The sequence below is a fragment of the Leclercia sp. LSNIH3 genome (assembly GCF_002935105.1).
GTDB lineage: Bacteria > Pseudomonadota > Gammaproteobacteria > Enterobacterales > Enterobacteriaceae > Enterobacter > Enterobacter adecarboxylatus.
In genome coordinates this window covers 2,621,070-2,647,221 of record NZ_CP026387.1, presented here as the reverse complement: position 1 = coordinate 2,647,221, position 26,152 = coordinate 2,621,070, and the positions used below count along the sequence as shown (strand labels likewise).

At 57.2% G+C, this 26,152-nt stretch carries 23 protein-coding genes and 4 tRNA genes; 6 read left to right on the top strand and 21 right to left on the bottom strand.

Translation table 11 applies throughout. From position 1 onward, the window contains the following. Window positions 1–105 precede the first annotated feature (105 nt). The 6 genes from uvrD to lptM all read right to left on the bottom strand — a co-directional run bounded on the left by uvrD (window position 106) and on the right by lptM (window position 5,755). On the bottom strand, window positions 106–2,268 hold the full coding sequence (gene uvrD / locus C3F35_RS12770; RefSeq protein ID WP_032615133.1) for a DNA helicase II: 2,163 nt from the start codon (window positions 2,266–2,268) through the stop codon (window positions 106–108). Between the two features lie 107 nt (window positions 2,269–2,375). Next, the gene (gene yigB / locus C3F35_RS12765; protein ID WP_103793459.1) at window positions 2,376–3,092 is read right to left on the bottom strand and encodes a 5-amino-6-(5-phospho-D-ribitylamino)uracil phosphatase YigB; all 717 of its coding nucleotides are present in this window, start codon (window positions 3,090–3,092) and stop codon (window positions 2,376–2,378) included. Next, window positions 3,092–3,994, bottom strand: a complete 903-nt coding sequence (gene xerC / locus C3F35_RS12760; protein WP_103793458.1) for a tyrosine recombinase XerC — start codon at window positions 3,992–3,994, stop codon at window positions 3,092–3,094. Before xerC ends, yigB begins: the two co-directional genes overlap by 1 nt. After that, window positions 3,991–4,698: a DUF484 domain-containing protein gene (locus C3F35_RS12755; RefSeq protein WP_032615138.1), complete on the bottom strand. Its 708-nt coding sequence runs from the start codon at window positions 4,696–4,698 to the stop codon at window positions 3,991–3,993. Before C3F35_RS12755 ends, xerC begins: the two co-directional genes overlap by 4 nt. Then, window positions 4,695–5,519 (bottom strand): diaminopimelate epimerase, encoded by an 825-nt coding sequence (dapF, locus tag C3F35_RS12750; protein ID WP_032615140.1) that lies wholly within the window; start codon window positions 5,517–5,519, stop codon window positions 4,695–4,697. The genes C3F35_RS12755 and dapF overlap by 4 nt, the downstream gene beginning before the upstream one ends. 32 nt (window positions 5,520–5,551) lie before the next feature. Beyond that, window positions 5,552–5,755, bottom strand: a complete 204-nt coding sequence (lptM, locus tag C3F35_RS12745) for an LPS translocon maturation chaperone LptM (protein WP_032615142.1) — start codon at window positions 5,753–5,755, stop codon at window positions 5,552–5,554. Window positions 5,756–5,894: 139 nt separating this feature from the next. Between lptM and cyaY the strand changes: the two genes are divergently transcribed. Next, a complete protein-coding gene (cyaY, locus tag C3F35_RS12740) occupies window positions 5,895–6,218 on the top strand; it encodes an iron donor protein CyaY (RefSeq protein WP_032615144.1) in 324 nt (107 codons plus the stop codon). 129 nt (window positions 6,219–6,347) lie between these two features. On the opposite strand, the gene cyaA is transcribed toward cyaY, so the two are convergent. Next, window positions 6,348–8,891, bottom strand: coding sequence for a class I adenylate cyclase (gene cyaA, locus C3F35_RS12735; protein WP_103793457.1), 2,544 nt, complete (start codon window positions 8,889–8,891; stop codon window positions 6,348–6,350). A gap of 344 nt (window positions 8,892–9,235) precedes the next feature. Here cyaA and hemC point away from each other — a divergent pair, with 344 nt between their 5' ends. The 5 genes from hemC (at window position 9,236) to C3F35_RS12710 (ending at window position 14,678) form a co-directional block, all read left to right on the top strand. Continuing rightward, window positions 9,236–10,177 (top strand): hydroxymethylbilane synthase, encoded by a 942-nt coding sequence (gene hemC / locus C3F35_RS12730; protein ID WP_103793456.1) that lies wholly within the window; start codon window positions 9,236–9,238, stop codon window positions 10,175–10,177. Then, window positions 10,174–10,914: a uroporphyrinogen-III synthase gene (gene hemD / locus C3F35_RS12725; RefSeq protein ID WP_103793455.1), complete on the top strand. Its 741-nt coding sequence runs from the start codon at window positions 10,174–10,176 to the stop codon at window positions 10,912–10,914. Before hemC ends, hemD begins: the two co-directional genes overlap by 4 nt. A 21-nt stretch (window positions 10,915–10,935) precedes the next feature. After that, a complete protein-coding gene (hemX, locus tag C3F35_RS12720; RefSeq protein ID WP_103793454.1) occupies window positions 10,936–12,111 on the top strand; it encodes a uroporphyrinogen-III C-methyltransferase in 1,176 nt (391 codons plus the stop codon). A 2-nt stretch (window positions 12,112–12,113) separates the two neighbouring features. Next, the gene (gene hemY, locus C3F35_RS12715; RefSeq protein ID WP_032615154.1) at window positions 12,114–13,313 is read left to right on the top strand and encodes a protoheme IX biogenesis protein HemY; all 1,200 of its coding nucleotides are present in this window, start codon (window positions 12,114–12,116) and stop codon (window positions 13,311–13,313) included. Between the two features lie 159 nt (window positions 13,314–13,472). Continuing rightward, complete coding sequence (locus tag C3F35_RS12710; protein WP_103793453.1) at window positions 13,473–14,678, top strand: MFS transporter; 1,206 nt, start codon at window positions 13,473–13,475, stop codon at window positions 14,676–14,678. A gap of 395 nt (window positions 14,679–15,073) precedes the next feature. Here the strand turns inward: C3F35_RS12710 and C3F35_RS26680 are convergent, their stop codons facing one another. The 14 genes from C3F35_RS26680 to wecB all read right to left on the bottom strand — a co-directional run bounded on the left by C3F35_RS26680 (window position 15,074) and on the right by wecB (window position 26,135). Then, the gene (locus C3F35_RS26680; protein ID WP_158251940.1) at window positions 15,074–15,271 is read right to left on the bottom strand and encodes a hypothetical protein; all 198 of its coding nucleotides are present in this window, start codon (window positions 15,269–15,271) and stop codon (window positions 15,074–15,076) included. Between the two features lie 28 nt (window positions 15,272–15,299). Continuing rightward, window positions 15,300–15,376: transfer RNA gene (locus tag C3F35_RS12705), tRNA-Pro, on the bottom strand. 43 nt (window positions 15,377–15,419) lie between these two features. After that, window positions 15,420–15,505, bottom strand: a tRNA-Leu gene (locus C3F35_RS12700). A gap of 21 nt (window positions 15,506–15,526) precedes the next feature. Next, window positions 15,527–15,602, bottom strand: a tRNA-His gene (locus C3F35_RS12695). Window positions 15,603–15,674: 72 nt separating this feature from the next. Next, a tRNA-Arg gene (locus C3F35_RS12690) sits at window positions 15,675–15,751 on the bottom strand. 105 nt (window positions 15,752–15,856) lie between these two features. Then, window positions 15,857–17,239 (bottom strand): bifunctional threonine/serine APC transporter ThrP, encoded by a 1,383-nt coding sequence (thrP, locus tag C3F35_RS12685; RefSeq protein WP_032615159.1) that lies wholly within the window; start codon window positions 17,237–17,239, stop codon window positions 15,857–15,859. 267 nt (window positions 17,240–17,506) lie between these two features. Further along, window positions 17,507–18,247 (bottom strand): lipopolysaccharide N-acetylmannosaminouronosyltransferase, encoded by a 741-nt coding sequence (gene wecG, locus C3F35_RS12680; protein ID WP_103793452.1) that lies wholly within the window; start codon window positions 18,245–18,247, stop codon window positions 17,507–17,509. A gap of 12 nt (window positions 18,248–18,259) precedes the next feature. Then, complete coding sequence (gene wzyE / locus C3F35_RS12675; RefSeq protein WP_103793451.1) at window positions 18,260–19,612, bottom strand: ECA oligosaccharide polymerase; 1,353 nt, start codon at window positions 19,610–19,612, stop codon at window positions 18,260–18,262. Beyond that, entirely contained in the window at window positions 19,609–20,688 is a 1,080-nt protein-coding gene (locus tag C3F35_RS12670; RefSeq protein WP_077227594.1) for a TDP-N-acetylfucosamine:lipid II N-acetylfucosaminyltransferase, read from the bottom strand. The genes wzyE and C3F35_RS12670 overlap by 4 nt, the downstream gene beginning before the upstream one ends. Continuing rightward, on the bottom strand, window positions 20,685–21,935 hold the full coding sequence (gene wzxE / locus C3F35_RS12665) for a lipid III flippase WzxE (protein WP_032615169.1): 1,251 nt from the start codon (window positions 21,933–21,935) through the stop codon (window positions 20,685–20,687). The genes C3F35_RS12670 and wzxE overlap by 4 nt, the downstream gene beginning before the upstream one ends. Window position 21,936: 1 nt before the next feature. Then, window positions 21,937–23,067 carry a dTDP-4-amino-4,6-dideoxygalactose transaminase gene (gene rffA, locus C3F35_RS12660; RefSeq protein WP_032615171.1) on the bottom strand — a complete coding sequence of 377 codons (1,131 nt, stop codon included), beginning with the start codon at window positions 23,065–23,067 and terminating at the stop codon, window positions 21,937–21,939. Window positions 23,068–23,071: 4 nt separating this feature from the next. Beyond that, window positions 23,072–23,749 carry a dTDP-4-amino-4,6-dideoxy-D-galactose acyltransferase gene (gene rffC, locus C3F35_RS12655; protein ID WP_103793450.1) on the bottom strand — a complete coding sequence of 226 codons (678 nt, stop codon included), beginning with the start codon at window positions 23,747–23,749 and terminating at the stop codon, window positions 23,072–23,074. Continuing rightward, window positions 23,746–25,008 (bottom strand): UDP-N-acetyl-D-mannosamine dehydrogenase, encoded by a 1,263-nt coding sequence (gene wecC, locus C3F35_RS12650; RefSeq protein ID WP_032615174.1) that lies wholly within the window; start codon window positions 25,006–25,008, stop codon window positions 23,746–23,748. The genes rffC and wecC overlap by 4 nt, the downstream gene beginning before the upstream one ends. Further along, window positions 25,005–26,135, bottom strand: a complete 1,131-nt coding sequence (gene wecB, locus C3F35_RS12645; protein ID WP_103793449.1) for a non-hydrolyzing UDP-N-acetylglucosamine 2-epimerase — start codon at window positions 26,133–26,135, stop codon at window positions 25,005–25,007. The genes wecC and wecB overlap by 4 nt, the downstream gene beginning before the upstream one ends. Window positions 26,136–26,152: the final 17 nt, after the last annotated feature.

The following is a 26,152-nucleotide window of genomic DNA, read 5'->3' as shown; positions in this document are numbered from 1 at the left end:
CAGTCACAGCGGCGTCAACACGCAACGGAACGCTGAAGAACTTAAAATGCCCTTCAACGTTTAAGCCTGGCAGCTTATTAAAAAATAGTGATATTTTTCGGAAAGTTACACTGCTTCCAGCCGGGCGTAAGCGGCCACCAGCCATTTGATCCCCTGTCCCTGGAACGCCACCTGCAGACGGCTGTGCTCCCCGCTGCCTTCCAGATTCACAATCGTGCCCTCACCAAATTTGGCGTGGCGCACACGCTGGCCGAGCTTGAATCCGCTGTCGTTTTCAGCAATCGGCGCACCCAGGCGCTGATGGCTAACCGGACGGCTGATGCTGGCCCGCAGACGGACCTCTTCCACGCACTCTTCAGGCAGTTCACCGACAAAACGCGACGGCCGATGGTAAACCTCTTTGCCGTACAGACGACGGGTTTCCGCATAGGTCAGGGTCAGCTTTTGCATTGCGCGGGTCACGCCCACATAGGCCAGGCGGCGCTCCTCTTCGAGACGCCCGCCCTCATCCAGCGACATCTGGCTCGGGAACATCCCCTCTTCCATGCCGACGATAAACACCTGCGGGAACTCCAGCCCTTTGGCCGAATGCAGGGTCATCAGCTGAACCGCGTCCTGCCAGGTATCCGCCTGCCCTTCGCCTGCTTCCAGCGCAGCATGGGACAGGAATGCCTGCAGCGGCATCAGATCTTCGTCTTCTTCGTTGTAGCTGAACTGGCGCGTGGCCGTCACCAGCTCCTCTAAGTTCTCGATACGGGTCTGGCCCTTCTCGCCCTTCTCCTGCTCGTACATCATGCGCAGGCCGGAGTCTTTGATCACCCGGTCGGTCTGAACGTGCAGCGGCATATCGGCAGTTTCATGTGCCAGGGCTTCGATCAGCTCCAGGAAGCGTTGCAGTGCGCTGGCCGCACGTCCGGCAAGAGCCTTCTCCTGCAGCAGCTCGCGACACGCCTGCCACAGGGTCAGCTGGCGATCGCGGGAGGTCTGACGCACCACGTCCAGGGTGCGATCGCCAATGCCGCGCGTTGGGGTGTTAACCACGCGCTCAAAGGCCGCGTCATCGTTACGGTTGGCAATCAGGCGCAGATAAGAGAGCGCGTCTTTAATTTCCTGACGCTCAAAGAAGCGCATCCCGCCATAGATGCGGTACGGCATGCTGGCCTGCAACAGCGCCTCTTCCAGCACACGCGACTGGGCGTTGCTGCGATAGAGAATGGCGCATTTCTCCAGCGCGCCGCCGTTGTCCTGCCAGGTTTTGATCCGGTTAACCACGAAGCGGGCTTCGTCCAGCTCGTTAAACGCGCAGTAAAGCGAGATAGGCTCGCCGTCGATGCCCTCGGTCCAGAGCTTTTTACCCAGACGCCCATTGTTGTTTTCAATCAGGGCGTTGGCCGCGCTCAGAATGTTGTTGGTAGAGCGGTAGTTCTGCTCGAGGCGGATGGTCTCTGCGCCAGGGAAGTCCTTAAGGAAACGCTGGATGTTCTCCACCTGCGCGCCGCGCCAGCCGTAGATCGACTGATCATCGTCACCGACGATCATCACCTTGCTGGAGTCGCCCGCCAGCAGGCGGATCCACGCGTACTGAATGTTGTTAGTATCCTGGAATTCGTCCACCAGGATGTTGGTGAAGCGTTCGCGGTAGTGCTGCAGGATGTGCGGCTTGTTGAGCCACAGCTCGTGGGCGCGCAGCAGCAGCTCGGCGAAATCCACCAGCCCGGCGCGATCGCAGGCTTCCTGATAGGCCTGATAAACCTTCTGCCAGGTCTGTTCAATGGGGTTGCCAAAACTCTGGATATGATGTGGACGCAGCCCTTCGTCTTTTTGGCTGTTGATGTACCACATGGCCTGGCGCGGCGGCCACTGTTTCTCGTCGAGGTTCATGGCCTTGATCAGGCGCTTAAGCAGGCGCAGCTGATCTTCGCTGTCGAGGATCTGAAAGTCCTGAGGCAGATTGGCGTCCAGATGGTGCGCACGCAGCAGACGGTGTGCCAGCCCGTGGAAGGTGCCGACCCACATGCCGCCCTGGCTGGTGCCCATCAGCTGGGCGATACGGTGGCGCATCTCTGCCGCCGCTTTGTTGGTGAAGGTCACCGCCATAATGGAGTACGGCGAGCAGTTCTCCACGCTTTGCAGCCAGGCGATACGGTGTACCAGCACACGTGTCTTACCACTGCCCGCCCCTGCCAGCACCAGCATATTGGTGCGCGTCGCGGCAACCGCGTCACGCTGTTTGTCATTAAGGCTGTCGAGCAGGTAAGAAACGTCCATTGGCACCGTCACGTAGTAATCAGGAACACTGCAAAGCGCCCGGTGGCGCTTTGCTTACCGGGCCTACGACTGCAAAACCCTGGTAATTTATACAATATTACTGGTGATTATATCAGCGTGGTGAGGGATGCCAACCGTGAAATTTCGATGTGGGGCAGCAGGCGGCTGTCAGGGGTCTGCATCAGATCGGTATTTTCCGGCTTGATCCAGCAGGCCTGCATCCCGCAGCGGATCGCGCCTGCGACGTCGGTGGTCAGGTCATCGCCCACGTGCAGGATCTCTCCCAGCGGCAGACCGAGCTTCTCCGCCGCCAGATGATACATATCGTTGAACGGCTTGGAGCGTCCGTGCGGGCCTGCGCGCAGCACAAACTCGAAATAGTCACCCAGGCCGAACAGCTCCGGCTGGGCGTTGCCGTTGGTGATGGCCACCAGTGGCCACTTCTCTGCCAGTTTCGTCAGCGTGTCATGGGTCTCCTGGGGCACGTCGATGCGGCTGCGCCATTGGGCAAAGTGGGCCATTGACGCTTCTGCGCCAAGCGCGGCTTCTGCGGCGGTCAGGCCGGCATTCAGCATCGCCTGCTCCACGGCACGACGACGCCACTCAGTTACGTCGTGATAGATTTCCGGCTCGGTTTGTCGTAACGCCTGGCGTAAACGGTGGAACTCTTTGTTTTCCAACGTTTTTAACGCCGGATGGTAGTTTTGCACAAACGCCAGCGCTTCCTGCTCGGTACGCAGGATCACCTCGCGGTTGTCGTAAAGGGTGTCATCAAGGTCGAACGTCAGTGCTGAGATGTGGCCTAATGGACGATAAAAACGCATTATTTCCCCCGTTTGGCGCGTGGATGCGCCGCGTCGTACACCGAGGCAAGGTGTTGAAAATCAAGATGGGTATAGATTTGGGTGGTGGACAAATTGGCGTGGCCCAGCAACTCCTGCACCCCACGCAGATCGCCGCTGGATTCCAGCATGTGGGTAGCGAATGAGTGGCGCAGTTTATGCGGATGGACATGGCTGTTCAGCCCCTGCTTGATCCCCCACTCGGCAAAGCGTTTTTGCACGTTTCGCGCCGAGATACGCTTCCCAAGCTTCGAGAGGAACAGGGCATCATCTTCGGTGCCAAACAGGCCGCGCAGATCGAGCCAGTGTTCTATCCACGCCACGGCGTTACGGCCAATGGGCAGGCGGCGCTCTTTGCTGCCTTTGCCCATCACCCAGACTTCGCCGGTATCCAGATCGAGATGGTTGATATCGAGGTTCACCAGCTCGGAAAGACGTAATCCCGCGCCGTACATCACCTCCAGCATCGCCCGATCGCGTACCGCCAGCGGATCGTTCAGATCGATATCCAGCAGGCGGTTAACGTCATCGACATCGATATTTTTTGGCAGGTGGCGCGGCGCTTTTGGCGCGGCGATGCCTTTAGCCGGGTTGGCATTCAGCTCACCCTGGCTCACCATCCAGTCGAAGAAGCTGCGCAGGGCAGACAGACGCAGCGCAAGGCTGGCAGGGCCAAGCCCTTTACGGCGACTGCGCACGGCAAAGGCACGCACCGAGGCGGCATCACACTGCTGCCAGCTGGTCAGGCCCATCTCGTCAGCCAACTGCATGATGGCATCAAGCTGGCGCTGATAGTTGAGCAAGGTGATCGGGCTAAGCTGACGTTCAACGCCCAGATAGCGCAGAAAACGCGTAACGGCAGGGGCCAGCAGCGCATCGGTCATACGCGTTCAATCCAGCGTTCCAGCAGCTCGGGCAGCATCTGCGCGATCTCCTGGATTAGCTGCGTCCCTTGTCCCTGCTGATAGTGCTGCGGATCGCGGCTGGTAAACAAGATCACCCCGAGATCGCCATCGCGTCCCATCAGCGACATTGCCACCGAACCAATCGCTTTGGCTTCCGGCAGGACAACCAGCAGTTCCGGGCCATTCAGCGGCCCAAGATAATGGTTCTCACACCCCATGCGCTGAATGCGCACCGGCTCAAAGGCCTGACGGTTCAACGCCAGATGGGTAAAGCCGGAAGGGGCGCCAATGCGCCAACGATCCGGGAACAGGCGCAGGGTTGCCCCGGCCAGACCCAGCTCGCGTGCCCAGCGATGCAAACGGAGCAGAAATTCGTCCAGGCTGCTGGCGGAGGCCAGTCGCGATTGCAGGTGCAACAGGCGGTAGAACAGGCCTTCATTACTGGTAGCCTGCTCCATCAGCAGCGAAATGTTCTCTTCAAGGTGGTTGATATGATTGCGCGCGCGGGCCATATGCCATTCGACCAGCGAGACCGTTCCGCGCACGGGATGCGGTACGCGCATCTCTTCAACCACACGGGCATTGCGAATGAAAAACTCAGGATGGCGCAGCAGATAATCAACAACCGCCCGGTCGTCCATCTCCGTCAGCGTTTCCTGCAGTTCTTCTCCTGGTTGTTTCATAGATGGATAAACCCGTCGTAAACTTGTGTCGCCGGGCCAGTCATATAGAGCGGCTGACCCGGGCCTTTCCAGGCGATATCAAGACGGCCGCCTGGTAAATCCACGCGAACCTCTTCCGCCAGTAATCCCTGCGCAATCCCCACCGCGACGGCCGCACAGGCTCCGCTGCCGCACGCCTGTGTTTCGCCCGCCCCGCGTTCAAAGACGCGCAGACGGATGTGATCGCGCGTGATGACCTGCATAAATCCAATATTGGCGCGCTCAGGAAAGCGTTCATGGCTTTCCAGCACCGGACCGAGCGTCTCAACGGGCGCGGTCGCGACATCATCAACCTGAATCACGCAGTGCGGGTTCCCCATCGAGACCACGCCGCACAAGACTGTCTGTTCTGCGACGCGCATGATATAGGTCTTTTCCGCTTTGTTGGCGCGGAACGGCACCTGCGACGGCTCGAAGTTCGGCTCGCCCATGTTGACCCGCACCAGTTCGTCGTCGGTGACGCTCAGAACCATCCGCCCATTGGCGGTGCTGACGCGAATATCGCGCTTGTTGGTCAGCCCTTTCAGCCGGACAAAGCGGGCAAAACAGCGCGCGCCGTTGCCACACTGGGAGACTTCACTGCCGTCAGCATTAAAAATGCGATAGTGAAAATCGAGATCGGGATCGTAAGGCGGTTCAACCACCAGCAGCTGATCAAAGCCTACGCCGAGGTGCCGATCGGCCAGACGGCGGATCAGCTCCGGCGAAAAGAAGACATTCTGCGTTACCGCGTCGACGACCATAAAATCATTGCCAAGGCCATGCATTTTAGAGAACTGCATCATTTACTCCATTGCGCGGTTCGCAACGCGCGTCAGTAGTTAACCTGGCTTGGGCCGCCATTGCCGCCGCGATCGTTACGATCTGGCATGGTGGTTTGCACAGGGCTATCCACTTTTTTGGTCGGTGGCGGCGCGGTTTTATCTGCTGGTGGGAAATAGAGCGGCCCTTTCAGACCACAGCCACTCAGGCTAAACAGTGCGAGGAGAACGGCAAGCGTTCCAAAAACGTTTTTCATTATCAGGTTGCCTGTAAGTTCATGCTTTCTGTTTTCTATCATCGCAGGAGAAGGCGCAAAAGCAAGAGTTTGCCGCTAACCTGCAACCGGAATTATTTAGCGTTATACTGCCGCCATCACGAAAAACAGGAACAGAACCATGAATGACAGTGAATTCCATCGCCTTGCCGATAACCTGTGGCAAACCATCGAAGAACGTATTGACGACTGGGATGGCGACAGCGACATCGATTGTGAAATCAACGGCGGCGTGCTGACCTTAAGCTTCGAAAACGGCAGTAAAATTATTATTAACCGTCAGGAACCGCTGCACCAGGTGTGGCTGGCCACCAAACAGGGCGGCTACCATTTTGATCTGAAAGGCGACGAGTGGATTTGCGACCGCAGCGGCGAAGCATTCTGGGATCTGCTGGAGCAGGCTGCGACCGCACAGTCGGGCGAAGAGGTTAGCTTCCGCGGCTAATAACAAAAAGCGTCTCTTCAGGAGACGCTTTTTGGGGTTTGCCTCTTCTCCCTGTGCGAGAAGGTTGAGGCGAGGCCATCAGGCCGCCCCCAGGCCGGATAAGTTAAGCGCACTCGGCTTCTTAGCGGCTCAGGAGAAATACTGCTGCAACAGCGGGGCGTTCGCATCCTGATTGGCCGGTGCGGCTGCAATCACCTGCGTGCGGAATGGGATCACCTGCGCACGGCCATCGACCTTCACAATCTGGTAGAACTGCGGCAGGTTGAAGTTGATAAAACTTGAGCCGTAGGTGAAGCGGTCGTGTGAGGACGAGTAGAAGCGGCTGACGTCGCGCACCAGCTCCTCTTTGCTGCCTTCACAGTGGTGATACACTTCGGCGCGGTTGGTTTCATCAAGGATATAAATATTGAAACCGGCATCGTCGCCCGACTCTTCAAAGAAGAACTGAATAATCCCTTCGCTGGCAAAACCATCCACCACCTGCGGCAGCTTGACGTGGTTAGTCTCAACCTGGACCGACAGGCCATGCAGTTTGTTGTGCGAAATGGCACCGTAGAATTCGATAGCGTTTTCCAGCTTCTGCACCGAAACGTTCAGACGTTCAAAGAACAGACCCCAGGTTTGCCCGGAGACGCGCAGCGCTTTAAAGCGACCGGTTTCATGACGGGTACTGGAGAGACGCAGGTCGATACATTCGGAGACCAGCTGCTGCACGCGGGTACGGATCAGGCCGCGCAGATGCTGGCTGTAGCAGAACACCTCGACGCTGTCCGGTGGCGCCGCATCCTGGTGCATCTTGCCGAGAATGGTTTTCAGCGCTTCGATCATCGCCTGCTCGCCGTTGAAGTGCAGGGTACGCACCTCATTCCACGAGTTGCGGTACAGCAGATCAACGCTGCCCACCAGGCAGTTTTGCTGCTCGCCAAAGCTGAACACGTCCAGCTTACGGAAATCAAAATGCACCACCTGATTGCGGAACGCCGCCGTCGGGTCGTATTCCAGGTTGACGATAATCGCCAGATGGCGAATTTCGCACGGACTGTAGAGTGCTTTTGGCGTCGGCGCAGGCAGACGCAGCGGGAAGTGGTGCGACACATCGGCCACCATTTCCTGCAGTTTAGCGAGATCGACAATCTCGTTGCCTTTAATAAACAGGCGGGTACGTGATGTCAGCAGGCCATTAAACCAGGCCCAGGCCACCAGCTTGTTCAGGTAGCGGTTATATTCCAGCGGCTGATGGCTGATGATCGAGTCCATGCTTGGCGCACGGTTATACAGATACCACCCGGTACGGTTCGCACGTCCCGGCGGCACATAGATAAAGGTCAGGTTCGGTTCAGACAGGTCTGGCGAAATCTGCGGGTTCACCAACGTCACTTTACCCGGCAGCGCTTCAAATGCAGCATACAGTTTACGGGTCAGAACACCGATATCCTGCGGGCTGGCAGAAACGCTGAGGTTATTACGACGGGCAAAGCGGATCAGATTACGGTAGCTCTGCATCATGGCATCGAGCAGTTCATTGTGTGCTTCTCGCACCTGGTCGATTTTCCAGTTGGCGCGGTTATCAAGCATCGACAGACGCTCTTCGTCCCATCCCCACTCTTTAACTAACTGGCTAACCACTTCACGACGCCAGCCGACGCATGCCCGTTCACGGCTGAGCTTCTCACAGACTTTGAGATAGAAACATCGACGGACCAGATCCAGACGGGTCGGATCGTCAATGGCTTTCAGATATTCGGTAACGCGCTCAAGCATCATGCAGTAGGCATCAAGACCGAAAGAGACGATCTCGCCATCATGCAGACGCTGTTTAATGTCTTTCGCCAGCAGACGCGGCGTCGGGTATTCCCACGAATAGGCTTCAAGCAGCAGAGTTTTCAGCACTGCTTTGTACGGGGAATCGATACTTTTATACAGCTGCCACAGGCTCGCGCCGAAATACTCTTCAGCAGACAGCGAGCTTAAGCCGCCCAGATCCAACCACTCGTTTGGCGTCAGGACGCCCTGGGCGTAGAGCTTCATGACGTAATCGTCGTAATGCTCTTCTTCGTCGCACGGCACCATACTCCAGAGAATACGTTTCCCGGCCAGGCGTACGGCGGTACGGTAGAACTCATCCAGCAATAAGATGTGCTGCGTCGAGCCGCAGTCTTCACCACCCAGACTGCCGCTTTCATTATGGCGGAAACGGTTTTCATCAATCAGGAAGAAGCTTACTTCCACACCGAGCGATGCTGCCCAGCTCTCCAGCAGGCTGCATTTACGCTGCAACAGCTGGCGCTCGTCATTATCGAGCCAGGATTGATGGCAGACCCAGATATCCAGATCCGAAGAACAGCTTTGTCCTACTGAAGAGGTGCTGCCCATGGTGTAGACGCCAGTGATAGGCAGTTCCCCTTTTGGGGACTCCTGCGGCGGCATGCCACGGTAGAGCTCCAGCTCTTTAAGGTAGTGTTCTTGGGTTTCATCAGGCGTGAAAAGGCAGATGCCCTTGGGAACGTTACCGTCGAGGTAACCCGGCATCAGTGGGTGGTGATAGTGCAACAATGTCGGCAGAAGACTGTAAACCTGCTGGAAAGCAGGACCCATTGCAGCAAGCGCGCGATCGACACGCAGTTGGTTGATGGCATCCAGTCTCTGTTTCAGAGTCTCAATATAGAGGTACAAGACGTATCGCCTGATGTTCAGAAAGCGCTAATCTTCAACAAGACCGAGGATTACGCGTTCACAGTATTTCGAAAGTAACCGTCACCCTTTTTCGCCCTTATCTTTATGGTCTCGGAGACGAAAAAATGGTCTAAAACGTGATCAATTTAACACCTTGCCGATTGACCGTAAAGAAAGATGCGCTACATACAAGTGTAGCACCCTTCTGTACGTGTAAATTCCTGAATACGGCAGAAGGCAACGTCTATGGCTGCCCTGTCCTGAACCCCTCAACGTCCGTAAACCTGACAGTCCCAAGACAACAATGTTAGGATGGTCAGTAGATGATTAAGACGGTAACAAGCATGTTAGACAATGTTTTAAGAATTGCCACACGCCAAAGCCCCCTTGCGCTATGGCAGGCACATTATGTTAAGCAGCGCCTCGAAGCCTGCCATGCTGACCTGCGTGTTGAGCTGGTGCCTATGGTCACGCGTGGCGATGTCATTCTTGATACCCCGCTGGCGAAAGTGGGCGGTAAAGGCCTGTTCGTGAAAGAGCTGGAGCTGGCACTGCTTGAGGGGCGCGCCGATATCGCGGTTCACTCCATGAAAGACGTCCCGGTCGATTTTCCGCAGGGATTGGGCCTGGTGACCATTTGCGAGCGCGAAGATCCGCGCGACGCCTTTGTTTCAAACCGCTATGACTCACTGGATGCCCTGCCACAGGGCAGCATTGTTGGCACGTCAAGTTTACGCCGCCAGTGCCAGCTGGCCGAGTCCCGCCCGGATCTGGTTATCCGCTCGCTGCGCGGTAACGTCGGCACCCGTCTCGGCAAGCTGGATAACGGTGAGTACGACGCCATCATTCTGGCGGTTGCCGGCCTGAAACGCCTGGATCTGGAATCGCGTATTAAGTTGGCATTATCCCCGGAGCAGTCTCTCCCGGCCGTAGGCCAGGGCGCAGTGGGCATTGAGTGTCGACTCGACGATCAACGCACTCATGCGCTGCTTGCACCGCTCAATCATGATGAGACCGCGATTCGCGTCAAGGCGGAGCGCGCCATGAATACCCGCCTGGAAGGGGGATGTCAGGTGCCGATTGGCAGCTATGCTGAATTAAAAGATGGCGAACTGTGGTTGCGTGCCCTCGTTGGCGCGCCGGACGGTTCGCAAATGGTGCGCGGCGAACGCCGTGGTAACCCTCAGGATGCAGAACAGCTGGGTATTTCGCTGGCAGAAGAGCTGCTGAATAACGGTGCCCGTGAAATTCTCGCGGACGTCTATAATGGAGAACCCCCGGCATGAGTATTCTCGTCACCCGCCCTTCTCCCGCAGGAGATCAGTTAGTGAGCCGTCTGCGCACACTGGGGCAGGTGGCGTGGAGCTTTCCGCTGATTGAGTTTTCCCCGGGTCGGGAGCTTCCCCTGCTCACCAGCCATCTTGCCTCACTGCAGGCCGGTGACATGCTGTTTGCCCTGTCGCAGCATGCGGTGGAGTTTGCCCACGCCCGGCTGCAACAGGAAGGCCAGCGCTGGCCGGATGCGCCAGGCTATTTTGCCATCGGCAGAACCACCGCCCTGGCACTGCATACTGAAAGTGGTAAAGACATTCGCTATCCGCTGGATCGGGAAATCAGCGAAGTGTTGCTACAATTACATGAATTACAAAACGTTGTGGGGAAGCGCGCCCTGATTTTGCGCGGCAACGGTGGACGAGAACTGCTGGGCGACACGCTGCGTGAACGCGGAGCAGAAGTGACATTTTGTGAATGTTATCAACGTTGTAATAAACACTATGACGGTGCGGAAGAGGCGATGCGCTGGCAATCTCGCGGCGTCACCACCCTGGTGGTGACCAGCGGCGAAATGCTGCAACACCTCTGGTCGCTGATCCCACAATGGTATCGTGAAAACTGGTTACTCCGCTGTCGGCTTCTGGTCGTCAGTGAGCGTCTGGCGAACCTCGCCCGGGAACTGGGCTGGCAAGATATTCGGATCGCTGATAACGCCGACAACGATGCGCTGCTGCGCGCATTACAATAACTCTCATAATGGGAAGCCATAATGACGGAACACGAAAAATCCTCCGCCGTGGTTGAAGAGACCAACGAGACTGTGGACACCACGCCACAGCCAGAAACGACAGAGAAAAAACATGGCAGCAATAAAACCAGTCTGGCGTTAAGCGCGATTGCTATCGCCATTGCGCTGGCCGCAGGCATCGGCCTGTACGGTCTGGTGAAAAAACAAGCCACTAACCAGACCGCCACCAGCGATGCGTTGGTTACTCAGGTTACCGCTCTGCAGCAGGCACAGCAGACGCAGAAAGCCGAGCTGGATGCGGTGATCAAACAGCAGGCAGCCCAACTGGCCGACGCGAACCGTCAGCAGGCTGAACTGACGAAGCAACTGGATGAGATGCAGCAAAAAGTGGCGACCATCTCCGGCACCGATGCCAAAACCTGGCTGCTGGCGCAGGCTGATTTCCTGGTCAAACTGGCTGGACGTAAGCTGTGGAGCGATCAGGACGTCACCACCGCCGCCGCGCTGCTGAAAAGCGCCGACGCCAGCCTGGGCGACATGAACGACCCGAGCCTGATCACTGCCCGTCGCGCCCTTACCGAAGATATCGCCAGCCTGGCGACCGTCTCGCAGGTGGATTACGACGGCATCATTCTGAAAGTGAACCAGCTGTCGAACCAGATCGACAACCTGCGTCTGGCAGACAATAACGACGACGACTCCCCGATGGATTCCGACAGCGGCGAACTCTCCAGCTCGCTGAGCGAATGGCGCATCAACCTGCAAAAAAGCTGGCAGAACTTTATGGACAGCTTTATCACCGTCCGCCGCCGCGACGAGACTGCCGTGCCGCTGTTAGCCCCGAATCAGGACGTCTATCTGCGTGAAAACCTGCGTTCACGTCTGCTGGTGGCCGCCCAGGCGGTTCCTCGCCATCAGGAAGAGACCTATAAGCAGGCGCTGGATAACGTCTCAACCTGGGTGCGCGCGTACTATGATACCGACGATGCTACCACCACGGCCTTCCTCGAAGATGTGGACAAGCTGAGCCAACAGAACATCACCATGAACGTCCCGGATAAGCTGGCGAGCCAGCCGATTCTGGAGAAGCTGATGCAGACGCGCGTGCGCAACCTGCTGGCACAGCCTGGCGTGGCCGCAGAGCAAGAAGCCCCCACTTCCGCTCCGGCTCCTGACAGCGCGCCGCAAGGAGAGTAATTATGTTAAAAGTCTTATTACTCTTCGCACTGTTGATCGCCGGGATCGTGCTAGGTCCTATGCTGGCTGGTCATCAGGGTTACGTGCTGATCCAGACCGATAACTACAATATCGAAACCAGCGTTACCGGGCTGGTGATCATTCTGATCCTGGCGATGGTGGCGTTTCTGGCGATCGAATGGATCCTGCGCCGCATCTTCCGTACCGGAGCGCATACCCGTAGCTGGTTCGTTGGCCGTAAGCGCCGCCGCGCCCGCAAGCAGACCGAACAGGCGCTGCTCAAACTGGCCGAAGGCGACTATCAGCAGGTTGAGAAGCTGATGTCGAAGAACGCCGATCACGCGGAACAGCCGGTGGTCAATTACCTGCTGGCTGCCGAAGCCGCCCAGCAGCGCGGCGACGAAGTGCGGGCCAATCAGCATCTGGAGCGCGCCTCCGAACTGGCCGAAAACGACCCGATCCCGGTGGAGATCACCCGGGTGCGCCTGCAGCTGGCGCGTAACGAAAATCATGCCGCCCGACACGGCGTCGATCGTCTGCTGGAGATCGCCCCGCGTCATCCTGAGGTACTGCGTCTGGCAGAGCAGGCTTATATCCGCACCGGCGCCTGGGGTTCGCTGCTGGACATCATCCCGTCGATGGCAAAAGCCGACGTGGGTGACGATGAACAGCGCGACAACCTGCAACGTCAGGCCTGGATCGGTCTTATGGACCAGGCGCGTGCCGATCAGGGCAGCGATGGCCTGAAGACCTGGTGGAAAAATCAGAGCCGCAAAACGCGCCAGCAGGTGCCGCTGCAGGTGGCAATGGCGGAGCACCTCATCGAGTGTGACGATCACGATACCGCGCAGAGCATTATCGTTGATGGCCTGAAGCGTCAGTATGACGATCGGCTGGTGATGGTGATCCCGCGTCTGAAAACCAATAACCCGGAGCAGATCGAGAAAATGCTTCGCCAGCAGATCAAAACCGTGGGCGATCGACCGTTGCTGTGGAGCACCCTTGGTCAGTCGCTGGCAAAACATGGCGAATGGAAAGAGGCTAGCCTCGCCTTCCGCGCGGCGTTAAAACAGCGCCCGGATGCTTTCGACTACGCCTGGCTGGCGGATACGCTGGACAAGCTGCATTTGCCAGAGGAAGCCGCCGCGATGCGTCGCGATGGCCTACTGCTGACGTTGCAGAACAATCCCCCGCAGCAATAATTTTACAGGAGGCCTGACGGCCTCCTTTTTTATTTGCTACATTCTTTGCATCATCTTCATGAGACCGCCTTCACCAATGTAACGACCTCCTTTCATTAAACATTTTTCCTGCACACGCCTTTGCGGCGTGGACTCAACTGTTTTTGAAAGGATCGTTTCATGAACACGCTTTTATCTGCGCTTTTTCGCGCGCTCCGCAGCCATCGCTGGCTGCGTCTGCTGGCCTGCGCTTTTCTGTTTACCTCTGTGGGGAATGGCTTAACCCAGGTGATGGTCTTTGGCCTGCTGCTGGACTGGCATGCCCCTGCCTCGTTACTGACTCTGGCATACCTGTTTGCCACGCTACCCGGATTTCTGGGCAGCCTCGTCGGGGAGAAGCTCTGTATGCGCTTTTCGCCCATCCGCCTGCTGATCCTCACCGAGTGGCTGGGTCTGCTCGCCCTGCTGTTTCCTCTGCTTGGCATTCAGTTTCACAGCATGGTGGCGCTGCTGGCGGTTCAGTCCACCGAGGCCTTCCTGGCTGGCATGAGCTGGCCCGCGTTGACTCTGCTATTCCGGCAAGGATTGTCGGAAGCCGAGCTGCCTGCGGCAACATGCCTGGAGACGGTGATTTTTGCTTCGCAGGTGCTGCTAGGGACCGGGCTGGGTATGGTGCTGTTCCATCATCTGCCTGCCCTGGCACTGTTGGGGATTGATGCGCTCACGTTTATTGGCTCTCTGATGATGCTAATCCTCGCTGGCAACGCCTTGCCCTCCCTGGCGCCAGAGCAGGCAGCGGAAACCGAAAGACCAATGGCGGTGCGCTGGCAGGCGCTGGCCCCGCGGCAAAAACGCAGCCTGTTACTACTCCCCGTTCTGGCGGCCGTCGGTTCGCCCGCTATGGCGCTGCTGCCTGCCCTGGCGCAGCACATCGAACCGGATGATGCCGCCGGGCTGGCCCTGCCGCTGCTCTTTGCCCGCAGCATGGGACAGCTGTGCGGCCCGCTGCTGCTAAACAGAGAGAGTTTGTCCCGCTACGCCGGACAAAATCGCCTACTGCTGACCTGCCTTGGCCTCTTTCTCCTCGCCTACGGGACAATCCCGCTGTTATCGGTGACGCTGGCACTGGGGGTGGTGTTCATCGCCCATCTGGCCTCGAACATCGTTTTTGCGGCAGGCACATTTAGCTTGCTGAGCAGCTTTCAGGCCAGCCAGGTCTCCTCTGCCAGCGGCAAAGCATGGCGATGGCAAACCGCCAGCGCATCACTTTTTACCTGTATTACGGCGCTGGCCGCTGACGTGCTGGGGCCGCTACAGGCATTGTATGGCGTCTCGGGCTGTGCGCTGCTGATGGTGGTGGGGATCCTGACGCGCTACTGCAAATAAGACATAAAAAAACGCCTGCTAAAAAGCAGGCGTTAAACAGGTCTGTTCGACAACTTGTGGTGCTTCACTCAACGTTATGCCCATGGTGTTTGATGAGGCCGAAGCGACATCTGTCAGTGGACGATAAGCACCGTAAATGGCTCTGCATCATTCCGGGGTTTATGAGGCCCTAAAGCGAACATAAGAGATGGAATGAGCATCTACACGTATATTATTGCATGCAACATGCCAAAGTTGCACAGGGAAGTTGTCCGATCTCCAACTTTTTAAGATAAAAGGAAATTATGGCATTCGGGCAGGCATTGGGCGGCAAAATGCATCAGGATGACGGACAAAGTGTCTCCTGAGAACGACATCGCGGCACTTAAAGAGATATATCTTTATTTTTCAGGTGGTTAAGTGTCACTTATTCGCGACAGGCTGGAGTGTGGCTGTCGGCAATAAGCAACAGCAACAGCAACAGCAACAGCAACAGCAACAGCAACAGCAACAAGGACAGTAGCAGGTACAGAAATAAGGCCAGAAGCAGAAGCAGAAGCAGAAGCAGAAGCAGAAGCAGAAATAGGAGCAGAATCAGGAATAGCAGAAAACAAAAAACCCCGCCGAAGCGGGGTTCAAAATTGGTCGGCGAGAGAGGATTCGAACCTCCGACCCACTGGTCCCAAACCAGTTGCGCTACCAAGCTGCGCTACTCGCCGTTGTACTGCTTTTTGAATTTTTAGTTCAATTCATTAAAAGTCGTGGTGCGAGGGGGGGGACTCGAACCCCCACATCCTAAGGACACTAACACCTGAAGCTAGCGCGTCTACCAATTCCGCCACCTTCGCAATTCACAACTCTTTAAATAATGGGGTGGCTAATGGGATTCGAACCCACGACAACTGGAATCACAATCCAGGGCTCTACCAACTGAGCTATAGCCACCACGACTTAATTCTTTACTTCCACGCGGTTCTGCCTACTTAACAGACCACCGCAGCTCCAGCACCGGGTAAATGGTGCGCCCGACAGGATTCGAACCTGAGACCTCTGCCTCCGGAGGGCAGCGCTCTATCCAGCTGAGCTACGGGCGCTTAGCGCCGTTGCGGGGCTGGATATTACGGAGGTCTCGCTCTGCTGTCTAGTGCTTTTTTAAAATAAATGCGCGTTTGATTACAGTTTGCGCATTTTGCCGCATATTACTGCGTTTTTGTCCTTTCGACGTGCCGACCCAAGCCAAAAAGCTTATATCCCAGGCTCACGGCAGCGATAAATATCATCCCGACATACAGTGACATGCGGGTATCTTCGTTGAAGTACATGCCGACCAGGACGCAGATCAGGAATGCCATCGTCAGATAGTTCGTCCACGGGAACAAAATGGAGCGGAACGGATGGCTGGCGATCGCTTTTTTATGTGCCTGACGGAAACGCAGCTGGCTAATCAGGATCACAAACCATGGCACCATACCTGGCAGAACGCTGGCGCTGTACACATAGACAAAGACACGCTGCGGGTTCGGAATGATGTAGTTCAGGCAGGACCCCACCAGCAGAATGGCAATCGAGATAGCCACACCCGCCACTGGCACGCCGGCGCGGGAGACTTTCCCCACCACCGCAGGAAGCTGACGGTTCTTCGCCAGGGCATAAAGCATACGCCCGCAGCTATACATACCGCTGTTACAGCCGGACAGCGCCGCCGTCAGTACCACAAAGTTGATGATGCCTGCCGCCGCGGTAATACCGATTTTGGCAAAGGTCAGCACAAACGGGCTGCCGGTGGTGCCAATCTCATTCCACGGGAAGATGGTGACAATGACAAAAATCGCGCCCACGTAGAAAATCAGAATACGCCACAGCACTTTGCCAACCGCGCTACGCAGGGTCACCTGCGGGTTTTTGGCTTCGCCTGCGGTGATACCGATAAGCTCCACACCCTGATAGGACGCTACCACGATACAGAGCGCCGTCAGGAAGCCCTTCCAGCCGCCAGCAAAGAACCCGCCGTGCTCGGTCAGGTTACTAAAGCCAATCGCCTGCCCACCGTTGCCCAGGCCAAAGAAGATGACCCCTACCCCGATAACGATCATCACGATGATGGTGGTGACTTTAATCATCGCGAACCAGAATTCGATTTCGCCGTACAGACGCACAGCCGCAAGGTTAGCCAGCGCCACCAGCCCCACGGCGATCAGGGCGGGTATCCATTGCGCCATCTCCGGGAACCAGAACTGCACGTAGACCCCGATAGCGGTAATCTCCGATATCCCTACCGCCATCCACATAAACCAGTACGACCAGGCCGTGAGATAGCCAAAGAATGGACTCATATAGCGGTGCGCGTAGACGGCGAATGAACCGGCAACCGGTTCAAGGAACAGCATCTCGCCCATTGAGCGCATGATAAAGAAGACGAACAGTCCGGCGACAATATATGCCAGCAGAACCGACGGCCCTGCCCATTTCAGGGTACTGGCAGACCCCATAAACAGGCCCACACCAATCGTCCCGCCCAGGGCGATAAGTTCTATATGACGAGCTTCCAGCCCACGCTGAAGCTCCGGTTTTTTCTCTGCCATAAATCCTCGGTTGTGCTTGCGACTCTCCCGGCCTGAGCCGGTTATTGTTATAGGTACAGATGTGCTATCACGGGCTGTGCGTTATGGACCGTTTATGTTAACGGTTGATGCAAAAACAGCCTGGTACAGTAATGAGGGGAGGAATGGTTTCTTAAATTTTGTGAAATGGCAAACGATGCGTTAAAAAAATGAATGTATTGCACAGAAAAGCAGCAGGTTTGCTGGCAGGTTGCAGCGCGAACAACAGATCGCGCTGCAAATAAGCTCTTAAAGCCGACCGGAATGGTGCCAGGCGAGATAACGCAGCAGACGCAACTGACGGCGGATGCGGCTGGGCTGTGATAACAAGCGGTACAGCCACTCCAGGCCGAGGTTCTGCCAGGCCTTTGGCGCCCGCTTCACATGGCCGGTGAAGACGTCATAGGTGCCGCCAACGCCCATATAGAGCGCGTCCGGGTGTACCTGACGGCAGTCGCGCATCAGGATCTCCTGGCGCGGGGAACCCATCGCCACGGTGACAATCTTCGCCCCGCTGTCACGAATGCGGGTAAACAGCGCCTGCTGCTCATCTGCGTTGAAATAACCGTTCTGGCTACCGACGATATTCACCTGCCATTGGGCACGTAGCTTCTGCTCGGTTTGCGCCAGAATCTCCGGTTTGCCGCCGATAAGGAAGACCGGCGTACCGTCTGCCCCCGCCCGCGCCATCAGCGCTTCCCAGAGGTCGGCTCCTGCCACACGGGAGACATTCGCATCCGGGTATTTCTTGCGTACCGAACGCACCACGCTGATCCCGTCAGCATATTTAAATTCTGCCGCCTCAATCAGTTCCCGGACCTGAGCGTTATCCTCAATGGTAAGCATTTTTTCTGCATTGATGGCCACCAGCGTGCCGGTCCTTATCTCGTTTCCCGCGCAGAGATAGTCCAGGGCATGTTGCATATCACGCCAGCCGATCAGCTTCAGGCCCCGCAGGTCATACTGCGGCGCAGAGATATTGTCAGTCATTATTATCCTTACTCAGACTCGCGAAAGCGTCCTGCCGCTTGCCGGTTCACGCTTGCGCACTAACCCGGCGGTGTCGAACAACCAGTACAGCAGCTTCGCCATCAGCAGACAGGCGCCAAAAACCATCATGAAAAAGACCACGCGCGAGACGAATGAATCCAACCCCTCTCGCGCCAGCACGATCATATTGAAAATGGCACCGAAACAGAAACTATGCAAAATCGCTGCCTTATAGCGATTGGTCTCCTGATTGCCCAGCGTATAGAGCCAGTCGAACCATTTGATAATCAGCCCAACGGCGATCGCCCCCGGCAGGATGAACCAGCCGCCGCCCATCACCACCAGCGAGCCGATCAGCGTCGGTGAAATCGCCAGCCCGGAGTGGTTGTTCAGAACCTCCCAGGTAAAGTAGTTGGCGGTGTTCAGGACCACGCCCGGCCTGTCCGGCCATAGCCAGGTGGGGATAAAGACATAAAAATCGCGCACGATGGGCGCCAGCCCCTGGAAGTCGATTTTGTCGTAGTTTTGCAGCAGCAGAGCGAGGTTTTCCCACGGCGAGAAAGTGTCGCGGGTAAGATACAGGAAGGTGTAAAACGCCTCATCGCCGCTGACGTCCATGCCATAGCGCTTCAGCGCCAGCCAGAACATACCCACAATTCCCATCACGCCCGCAGCAGCCAGCATCCACAATGAGATCCAGCCGCGAATGATGCCGATAAACAGGAAGATGGCGAAGGCAATGATGATGTTCGCGCGCGTACCGCCGACAATCATGTAGGTCAGCAGGCCAAAGGCCACGGTACTGACGAGGAAAAACAGCCACGCCCGTGCGTCCTGGCGCAGGAAATAGATGACCAGCATCGCCGGAATGAAGAAGTAGAAGAAGCGCTTAAGCGCCACCCCGGAGACTTCACTGGAGAAGATCTGGCTGTAGGAGTGCAGCTTAAACAGCAAAAAGCCGTTATGCATGAAGAAGATACCGACGGTGACAAGCGCAATCCCCATCAACATCACCCAGGTCAGGTGGGTCTCAACCCGGTTCATGGTAAATAGCGGCCGTCGCTCAACGTCAGGGCGGACGGGCCTTAGCCGCGTCTTATAGGCGACGTAGTACACCCCATAGAAGCAGGTGGCCGACAGCAGCGCCTGCATCAGGATCTCCGGCGGCACAACGGCCACATCGAAGCGGAACACCAGCATGCTGGTGAGCGGGAAGCCAAAGTAAAAGGTAAGCAGAAATAGCAGCGAGAAGAAGACGTTGAAGTTAAAGCGCACCCGCCGGAACTCGAACCAGGTCAGGGTGGCGATAAACAGCGCGCTCAGAAGCCAGATGACCAACAGTCCGCTAAATTGCAACTGGCTCATGCTTTCTCCCCTGAGGCGATCCGCAGCGCCTGGTGCCACGGCGTGAGGTAGTTCGGGCTGAAGAAGTCGATGGCGTTTTTGTCCACCTGTGTCAGCTGTCGCTGTGCTTCACGCACGATCTCTTCGTTAAGATCATCAGTGGTGAACAGCACCGGAATGTGCTGCTCCGCCATATCCTGCCAGAACGGGTTGTCGCGATTAAGCACACAGGGCACGCCCGCCTGGATCAGCAGACACAGCGTACCAATCCCCTGCTGGCGCGCGAAGATGAAGTAGCCCAGATCGCACTGGCGCAGCAAGGTGAGATAGTCGTCAAAGGCCAGCTTATCGCTGAGGATCTGCAGGTTATCCGGGCTGAACAGCGCCAGCCCGCTCTGACGGACTTCATCAATATACGCCGCGTTATTAGCAGGATAGCCCATGGGCACAATCACGTTAACCGTATCGCCAAATTGCTGATGCACCGCCTTCAGGGCCGCAATATGCTCATTACTGCGATCCCCGGAGTTACCGACCAGAATCGTCAGCTTGCCCTCGCGTTTCACGTCCCTGGCTAAACCGTTCAGCGCGGGGTCCATGCGGGTAGGAAAATAGAGCAACTCCCCGCGAACATTCGGATGACGTTGGGCGAAATAGTTCAGATCGCCGCGGGTGGCAAAAATACACCCTACGCGCCCCTGAGCCATGCGGCGCAGCGGGTAGAACAGACGGAACTTCCAGCCCTGGGACACTTCATACAGGTCGGCACCCCAGATATGCCAGTTGAACTGCGCAGGCTTGATGCCCCCGCTCAGCAGCGCCAGCCAGAGGCCGGTATTGAACTGCCCGTGGAAAAAGAAGCGCTGCTGGCGGTTCGCTTTTGCTCTGGCGATCACCGCTTTGGCAAGCGAAGCTTTGTCTGGCCAGAAGGTGAGGTTCAGTGCCGGGCAGGCGGCGCTCAGGCCGGTATCGTTACCCACCACCATAAATTCGCGCGCCAGGGCGCTGCCGGGTGCCAGCTCATCATTAAAGAACCGCAGTACGGTCTGGTTATGGTGTGGGATATCCGATCCCAGGACGTGAATCAGTGCAGTCATGCGCGTTTATGCCAAAGTAAAAAGACGCCGCAACAGGCAGCAAAATAGACAATGTAGGTAGCCATATAGGCCTGGGCCGCCCCCAATGCGCCGTGCGTCGGGATAAGCCAGTGCGAGAACGCCGTCAGCAACGTGAACTGGCTGATTTCCGCGAGAATATAGAGCCGCAGCGACGCTTTGGCGATCACCAGATAACCAAAGACGTAAGCGCCTACTTTCAGTACATCGCCCACCAGCTGCCAGGCGAACAGATCGCGCATCGCGGTAAATTTGTCCGAGAACAGCAGCCAGATGGCGACATCACGCAGCAGCCAGACGGTAAAGCTGGCCGCCGCCACCGCCGGTAAAACGAAGCGCAGGGAACGGAGGATTTCGCGGGTGATCTCCTGTCGGGCGGTGAGCCTTGAGAGCGTTGGTAACAGGTAGACGCTAAAGGAGGCGGTAATAAACTGCAGGTAGGCGTCCGAGATGCTGCTGACCCCTTGCCAAATCCCCACCTCATCCCAGCTGTAGTGTGCTGCCAGCAGGTTTCGCATCATCACATAAGCCACCGGCAGGGTGACGGAGGTGATCAGCGCCATCAGGGTAAATTTGCCCAGTTGTCCCGCGAGGAGCGTGTCCCATTTTGGCTTGAGGTAGTGCAGCGGAATCGTGCCTCTGCGCATCAGCATTCCCGCCGCCGGTATCACCACCAGCGCAGGCACCAGCGCCAGCCCCAGCAGTGCGCCTTCATAGCCGCCGAGACGGTAGCAGGCGTAATAGGCAATCACCCCAATCACGCTGCCGACGATCAGCGCCAGCGCATTGCCAGCGGCATCGCGAAAGCCCTTCATCAGCGCCAGCAGCAGGTTTGCCCAGGCGATGCCCATCTGCACCAATGCGACCAGCCGCACCAGGCCCTGATAGCCGGTGTGACCAAACAGCCCCTGACTGATGGGGGCGGCGGCCAGTAAAAAGATAATCGCCAGCAGAGTGGAAAAGCCCAGCACCATCGCGGATGAGGTTCCGACCACCGTGCGTAATTGCGCTTTATCATCATGATATTGCGCGACATATTTGGTGACGCCGTTGAAGATGCCCGCCCCGGCCAGCACGCCCAGCACGGTGACGAGCTGACGGAAGTTACCCGCCTGCCCGACGCCCGCCGGACCAAATGAGACGGCCAGTAGTTTGACGACCAGCAGTCCCGCGCCGATCTTGACGAGTGTGGACGCGGCGGTCCACACCGATGCTTTCGCCAGAGACATATCAGCCGAAATAACTCAGAAGGGTATTAATGACCGTGCGCTGGTTGACCGCAGCGAGGTTGTAGAACAGCGGTAAGCGGAGTAACCGCTCACTTTCTTTAGTGGTGAAACGGTCTTCGCCAACGAACTGGCCAAAGGCTTCCCCTGCCGGGCTGGAGTGCAGCGGAATGTAGTGGAACACCGCCAGGATCTCAGCCTCTTTCAGGTACGCGATAAGCTCGCCGCGATCGTCGTTATCCCGCAGCTTGATGTAGAACATATGCGCGTTATGCACGCACTCTGCCGGGATGGTCGGCAGCTCGATACGACCTTTGCGCGCCAACGGGGCCAACGCATCGTAATAGGTCTGCCACAGGGCCAGACGCTGCTGGTTAATGCGATCTGCCGCTTCCAGTTGCGCCCACAGGTACGCCGCCTGTAGATCCGCCATCAGGTAGCTGGAGCCGATATCACGCCAGGTGTATTTATCCACCTGCCCGCGGAAGAACTGGCTACGGTTGGTGCCTTTCTCGCGGATGATCTCCGCGCGCTCCACCAGGGCGCGATCGTTAATCAGGGTCGCGCCGCCTTCACCGCCTGCGGTGTAGTTTTTGGTTTCGTGGAAGCTAAAGCAGCCAATATGACCAATAGTGCCCAGGGCGCGGCCTTTATAGGTAGACATCACCCCCTGCGCGGCATCTTCCACCACATACAGGTTGTGTTTTTTGGCGATCGCCATGATGGTGTCCATCTCGCACGCCACACCGGCATAGTGTACCGGCACAATGGCGCGAGTTTTATCGGTGATGGCCGCTTCAATCAGCGTCTCGTCGATGTTCATGGTATCCGGGCGGATATCCACAAAGACGATTTTCGCCCCGCGCAGCACGAAGGCGTTAGCGGTCGAGACGAAGGTGTAGCTTGGCATAATCACTTCATCGCCAGGACCGATATCCAGCAGCAGGGCTGCCATCTCCAGTGAGGCGGTGCAGGACGGCGTCAGCAGGACCTTCGCGCTTTGAAAACGCTGCTCCATCCACTGCTGGCAGCGGCGCGTATAGCCGCCATCGCCACAGAGTTTGCCGCTGCCCATCGCAGACTGCATGTAATCGAGTTCGGTGCCCACCACAGGAGGCGCATTAAATGGGATCATCTTGTCACCTGTATAGCCAGTAAGCGGCCGTTTCGATGTTGCCGCCGCTTGCGATATAACGTTTAAGCGCGGCGGTGTTGCCCATCTGGGTCGCCACCCGCAAAGTAGAAAGCTGCTGTTGTTGGGACCAGCACAGCGCCGCCTGCATTAACTGCTCGCCCATGCCGCGCCCGGCCAGCAGGCCGATACGCGCGTCGGTGTCATTCAGTTTACGCAGGGAGACAAATCCCTTGATGGTGTTATCCGGCGCACGAAACACCAGGCAGAGATGGTCGAAGCTGCCTTTGACCGCATTTTCGATCCACTGGGCATAGAAGCGGCCGCTGTCGTCCGGGGCGTACCAGGGCGCGCGGAACCGGCTCTGCGCAAAAGCCTGCGCGGCCAGCTGGCGCAGCGCCGGAATATCCTGCTCTGTCGCGATTTCCGCTCCTGGGCAGGCGTGCTGCGTCACGTTGATCGCGAGATCGACTTCACCCTCGACCAGCCTGAAACCCTGCTGCTGAAGCGCATCCAGCCAGTCGGCGCGGGTGGCCGGAATTTTGGCCTGCAGACGTTGCCAGGCGGCTAAATCATCGGCCGCCAGTAACGGGGCGTCTTCAGACAGGCGCACAATGGCCGTGGGCAGGGCAAAGAACTGACTTTCCCAGTCCAGCGGTTGTAACGCACCACGCAGCTGACTCAACGCCAGACGCCTTTGGTATCAACGATAAACTCCTGACGAACGGCATCGCCCGGAATCGCTTTAAACGCATTGTGATCCACCAGCAGTACCAGCACGTCGGCGGTAGCCAGGGCATCCTCTACAGATGTCAGAGTGCAATGACCGGCCAGCTTTTTCGGCAGCTCATGAATATTGGGTTCAACTACCTGCGTTTCGCCGCTGTGCCAGTCGGCAATCATCTCAGCAATTTCCATCGCCGGGCTTTCGCGCAGATCGTCAATGTTCGGCTTAAAGGCAAGACCAAAACAGGCGATAGTCACTTCGTTTGCCCGCTTGCCGCTCTGCGTCAGGTAATCAGCCACCGTGGCTTTCACCTGGTTCAGTACCCAGTGTGGTTTGCTGTCGTTCACTTCACGAGCCGTACGGATCAGACGCGCCTGCTGTGGGTTCTGCGCCACGATAAACCACGGGTCAACCGCGATGCAGTGGCCGCCTACACCCGGGCCAGGTTGCAGGATATTGACGCGCGGATGGCGGTTCGCCAGGCGGATCAATTCCCAGACGTTAATCCCCTGATCGGCACAAATGAGCGACAATTCGTTAGCAAACGCGATGTTGACGTCACGGAAGCTGTTTTCCGTCAGCTTGCACATCTCGGCGGTACGGGAGTTGGTCACGACGCACTCGCCTTCCAGGAAGATGTTATACAGCTCGCTGGCACGGGCAGAACAGACCGGCGTCATGCCACCAATCACACGGTCGTTTTTAATCAGCTCGACCATCACCTGTCCTGGCAGCACACGCTCCGGGCAGTAGGCGACGTTAATATCAGCCTGCTCGCCCGCCTGCTGCGGGAAGGTGAGATCCGGGCGCGCTTCGGCCAGCCACTGTGCCATCTGCTCGGTGGCGCCCACCGGAGAGGTTGACTCCAGGATCACCAGCGCGCCTTTTTTCAGCACCGGGGCAATGGATTTTGCAGCCGCTTCGACATACACCATATCCGGCTCATGCTCGCCTTTGAACGGCGTAGGCACGGCAATCAGATAGGCATCGGCGGGCACCGGTGTGGTGCTTGCCTTCAGGTATCCTCCCTCAACGGCGGTTTTTACCACCTTGTCGAGATCAGGCTCCACAATGTGGATTTCACCCTTGTTGATGGTGGCAACCGCATGCTGGTTGATATCCACACCCACTACCTGTTTTTGACGGGAGGCGAATGCCGCCGCCGTTGGCAGCCCAATGTAGCCAAGCCCAATGACAGAAATGGTCGTAAAACTCATAGCGATACCCGATTGTGTTTGAGTGCGTACAAAATACGGTCACAGGCCTGGCCATCACCATACGGATTATGGGCGCGGCTCATGGCCTGATACTCCTTATCGTCGTGCAGCAGGCGCGTCACCTCTTCCACGATGGCGCGCGAATCGGTGCCCACCAGCCGTACCGTTCCGGCTTTAACCGCTTCCGGGCGTTCGGTGGTTTCACGCATCACCAGCACCGGTTTGCCCAGGGAAGGCGCCTCTTCCTGAATGCCGCCAGAGTCCGTCAGGATCAGCCAGGCGTGATTCATCAGCCAGACGAAAGGCAGATAGTCCTGCGGCTCAATAAGGATGACGTTTTCGACATGGCCCAGGATACGGTTGACCGGCTCACTGACGTTCGGGTTCAGGTGCACCGGATAGACAATCTGCACATCTTCATTCTTGGCGGCGATTTCTGCCAGCGCATGGCAGATTTGCTCGAAGCCCTGACCAAAACTTTCCCGACGGTGGCCGGTGACCAGGATCATCTTTTTGCCATTGGCCAGGAACGGATACCGCTCGGCCAGTTCCCCACGCAGGGTGTCGCTGGCCAGTACCCGATCGCGCACCCAGATAAGGGCGTCGATCACCGTGTTGCCGGTGACAAAAATATGCTGGTCGTTAACGTTCTCGCGCAGCAGGTTCTGACGGGAGTTCTCCGTCGGCGCGAAGTGATACATCGCCAGATGCCCGGTCAGGGTACGGTTTGCCTCTTCAGGCCATGGGGAAGAGAGATCGCCGGTACGCAATCCGGCTTCGACATGCCCCACCGGAATACGCTGATAGAACGCCGCCAGGCTGGTGGCGATAGTGGTGGTGGTATCGCCGTGCACCAGCACGACATCAGGCATGAACGACTCCAGAATAGGTTTTAACCCTTCCAGAATACGACAGGTAATTTCAGTTAATCCTTGCCCCGGCTTCATAATATTGAGGTCGTAATCGGGAACAATAGAAAAGAGGTTAAGGACCTGATCCAACATCTCCCGATGCTGGGCGGTAACGCAAACTTTCGCCTCGAAATAAGGGTCGTTTGCCAGCGCGTGTACCAGAGGCGCCATCTTGATGGCTTCCGGCCTCGTACCAAAGACGGTTAGTACTTTCACATCGATTCTCTTCGATT

What these genes read in the sequence shown, in the direction of transcription:
- wecC (WP_032615174.1), bottom strand. Translation starts at nt 25,008, where the DNA reads ATGAGTTTTACGACCATTTCTGTCATTGGGCTTGGCTACATTGGGCTG.
- C3F35_RS12755 (WP_032615138.1), bottom strand. Translation starts at nt 4,698, where the DNA reads ATGAAACAACCAGGAGAAGAACTGCAGGAAACGCTGACGGAGATGGAC.
- wzyE (WP_103793451.1), bottom strand. Translation starts at nt 19,612, where the DNA reads ATGAGCCAGTTGCAATTTAGCGGACTGTTGGTCATCTGGCTTCTGAGC.
- uvrD (WP_032615133.1), bottom strand. Translation starts at nt 2,268, where the DNA reads ATGGACGTTTCTTACCTGCTCGACAGCCTTAATGACAAACAGCGTGAC.
- cyaY (WP_032615144.1), top strand. Translation starts at nt 5,895, where the DNA reads ATGAATGACAGTGAATTCCATCGCCTTGCCGATAACCTGTGGCAAACC.
- xerC (WP_103793458.1), bottom strand. Translation starts at nt 3,994, where the DNA reads ATGACCGATGCGCTGCTGGCCCCTGCCGTTACGCGTTTTCTGCGCTAT.
- lptM (WP_032615142.1), bottom strand. Translation starts at nt 5,755, where the DNA reads ATGAAAAACGTTTTTGGAACGCTTGCCGTTCTCCTCGCACTGTTTAGC.
- dapF (WP_032615140.1), bottom strand. Translation starts at nt 5,519, where the DNA reads ATGCAGTTCTCTAAAATGCATGGCCTTGGCAATGATTTTATGGTCGTC.
- wecG (WP_103793452.1), bottom strand. Translation starts at nt 18,247, where the DNA reads ATGACTGACAATATCTCTGCGCCGCAGTATGACCTGCGGGGCCTGAAG.
- hemY (WP_032615154.1), top strand. Translation starts at nt 12,114, where the DNA reads ATGTTAAAAGTCTTATTACTCTTCGCACTGTTGATCGCCGGGATCGTG.
- rffA (WP_032615171.1), bottom strand. Translation starts at nt 23,067, where the DNA reads ATGATCCCATTTAATGCGCCTCCTGTGGTGGGCACCGAACTCGATTAC.
- thrP (WP_032615159.1), bottom strand. Translation starts at nt 17,239, where the DNA reads ATGGCAGAGAAAAAACCGGAGCTTCAGCGTGGGCTGGAAGCTCGTCAT.
- yigB (WP_103793459.1), bottom strand. Translation starts at nt 3,092, where the DNA reads ATGCGTTTTTATCGTCCATTAGGCCACATCTCAGCACTGACGTTCGAC.
- hemC (WP_103793456.1), top strand. Translation starts at nt 9,236, where the DNA reads ATGTTAGACAATGTTTTAAGAATTGCCACACGCCAAAGCCCCCTTGCG.
- C3F35_RS12710 (WP_103793453.1), top strand. Translation starts at nt 13,473, where the DNA reads ATGAACACGCTTTTATCTGCGCTTTTTCGCGCGCTCCGCAGCCATCGC.
- hemX (WP_103793454.1), top strand. Translation starts at nt 10,936, where the DNA reads ATGACGGAACACGAAAAATCCTCCGCCGTGGTTGAAGAGACCAACGAG.
- C3F35_RS12670 (WP_077227594.1), bottom strand. Translation starts at nt 20,688, where the DNA reads ATGACTGCACTGATTCACGTCCTGGGATCGGATATCCCACACCATAAC.
- wzxE (WP_032615169.1), bottom strand. Translation starts at nt 21,935, where the DNA reads ATGTCTCTGGCGAAAGCATCGGTGTGGACCGCCGCGTCCACACTCGTC.
- hemD (WP_103793455.1), top strand. Translation starts at nt 10,174, where the DNA reads ATGAGTATTCTCGTCACCCGCCCTTCTCCCGCAGGAGATCAGTTAGTG.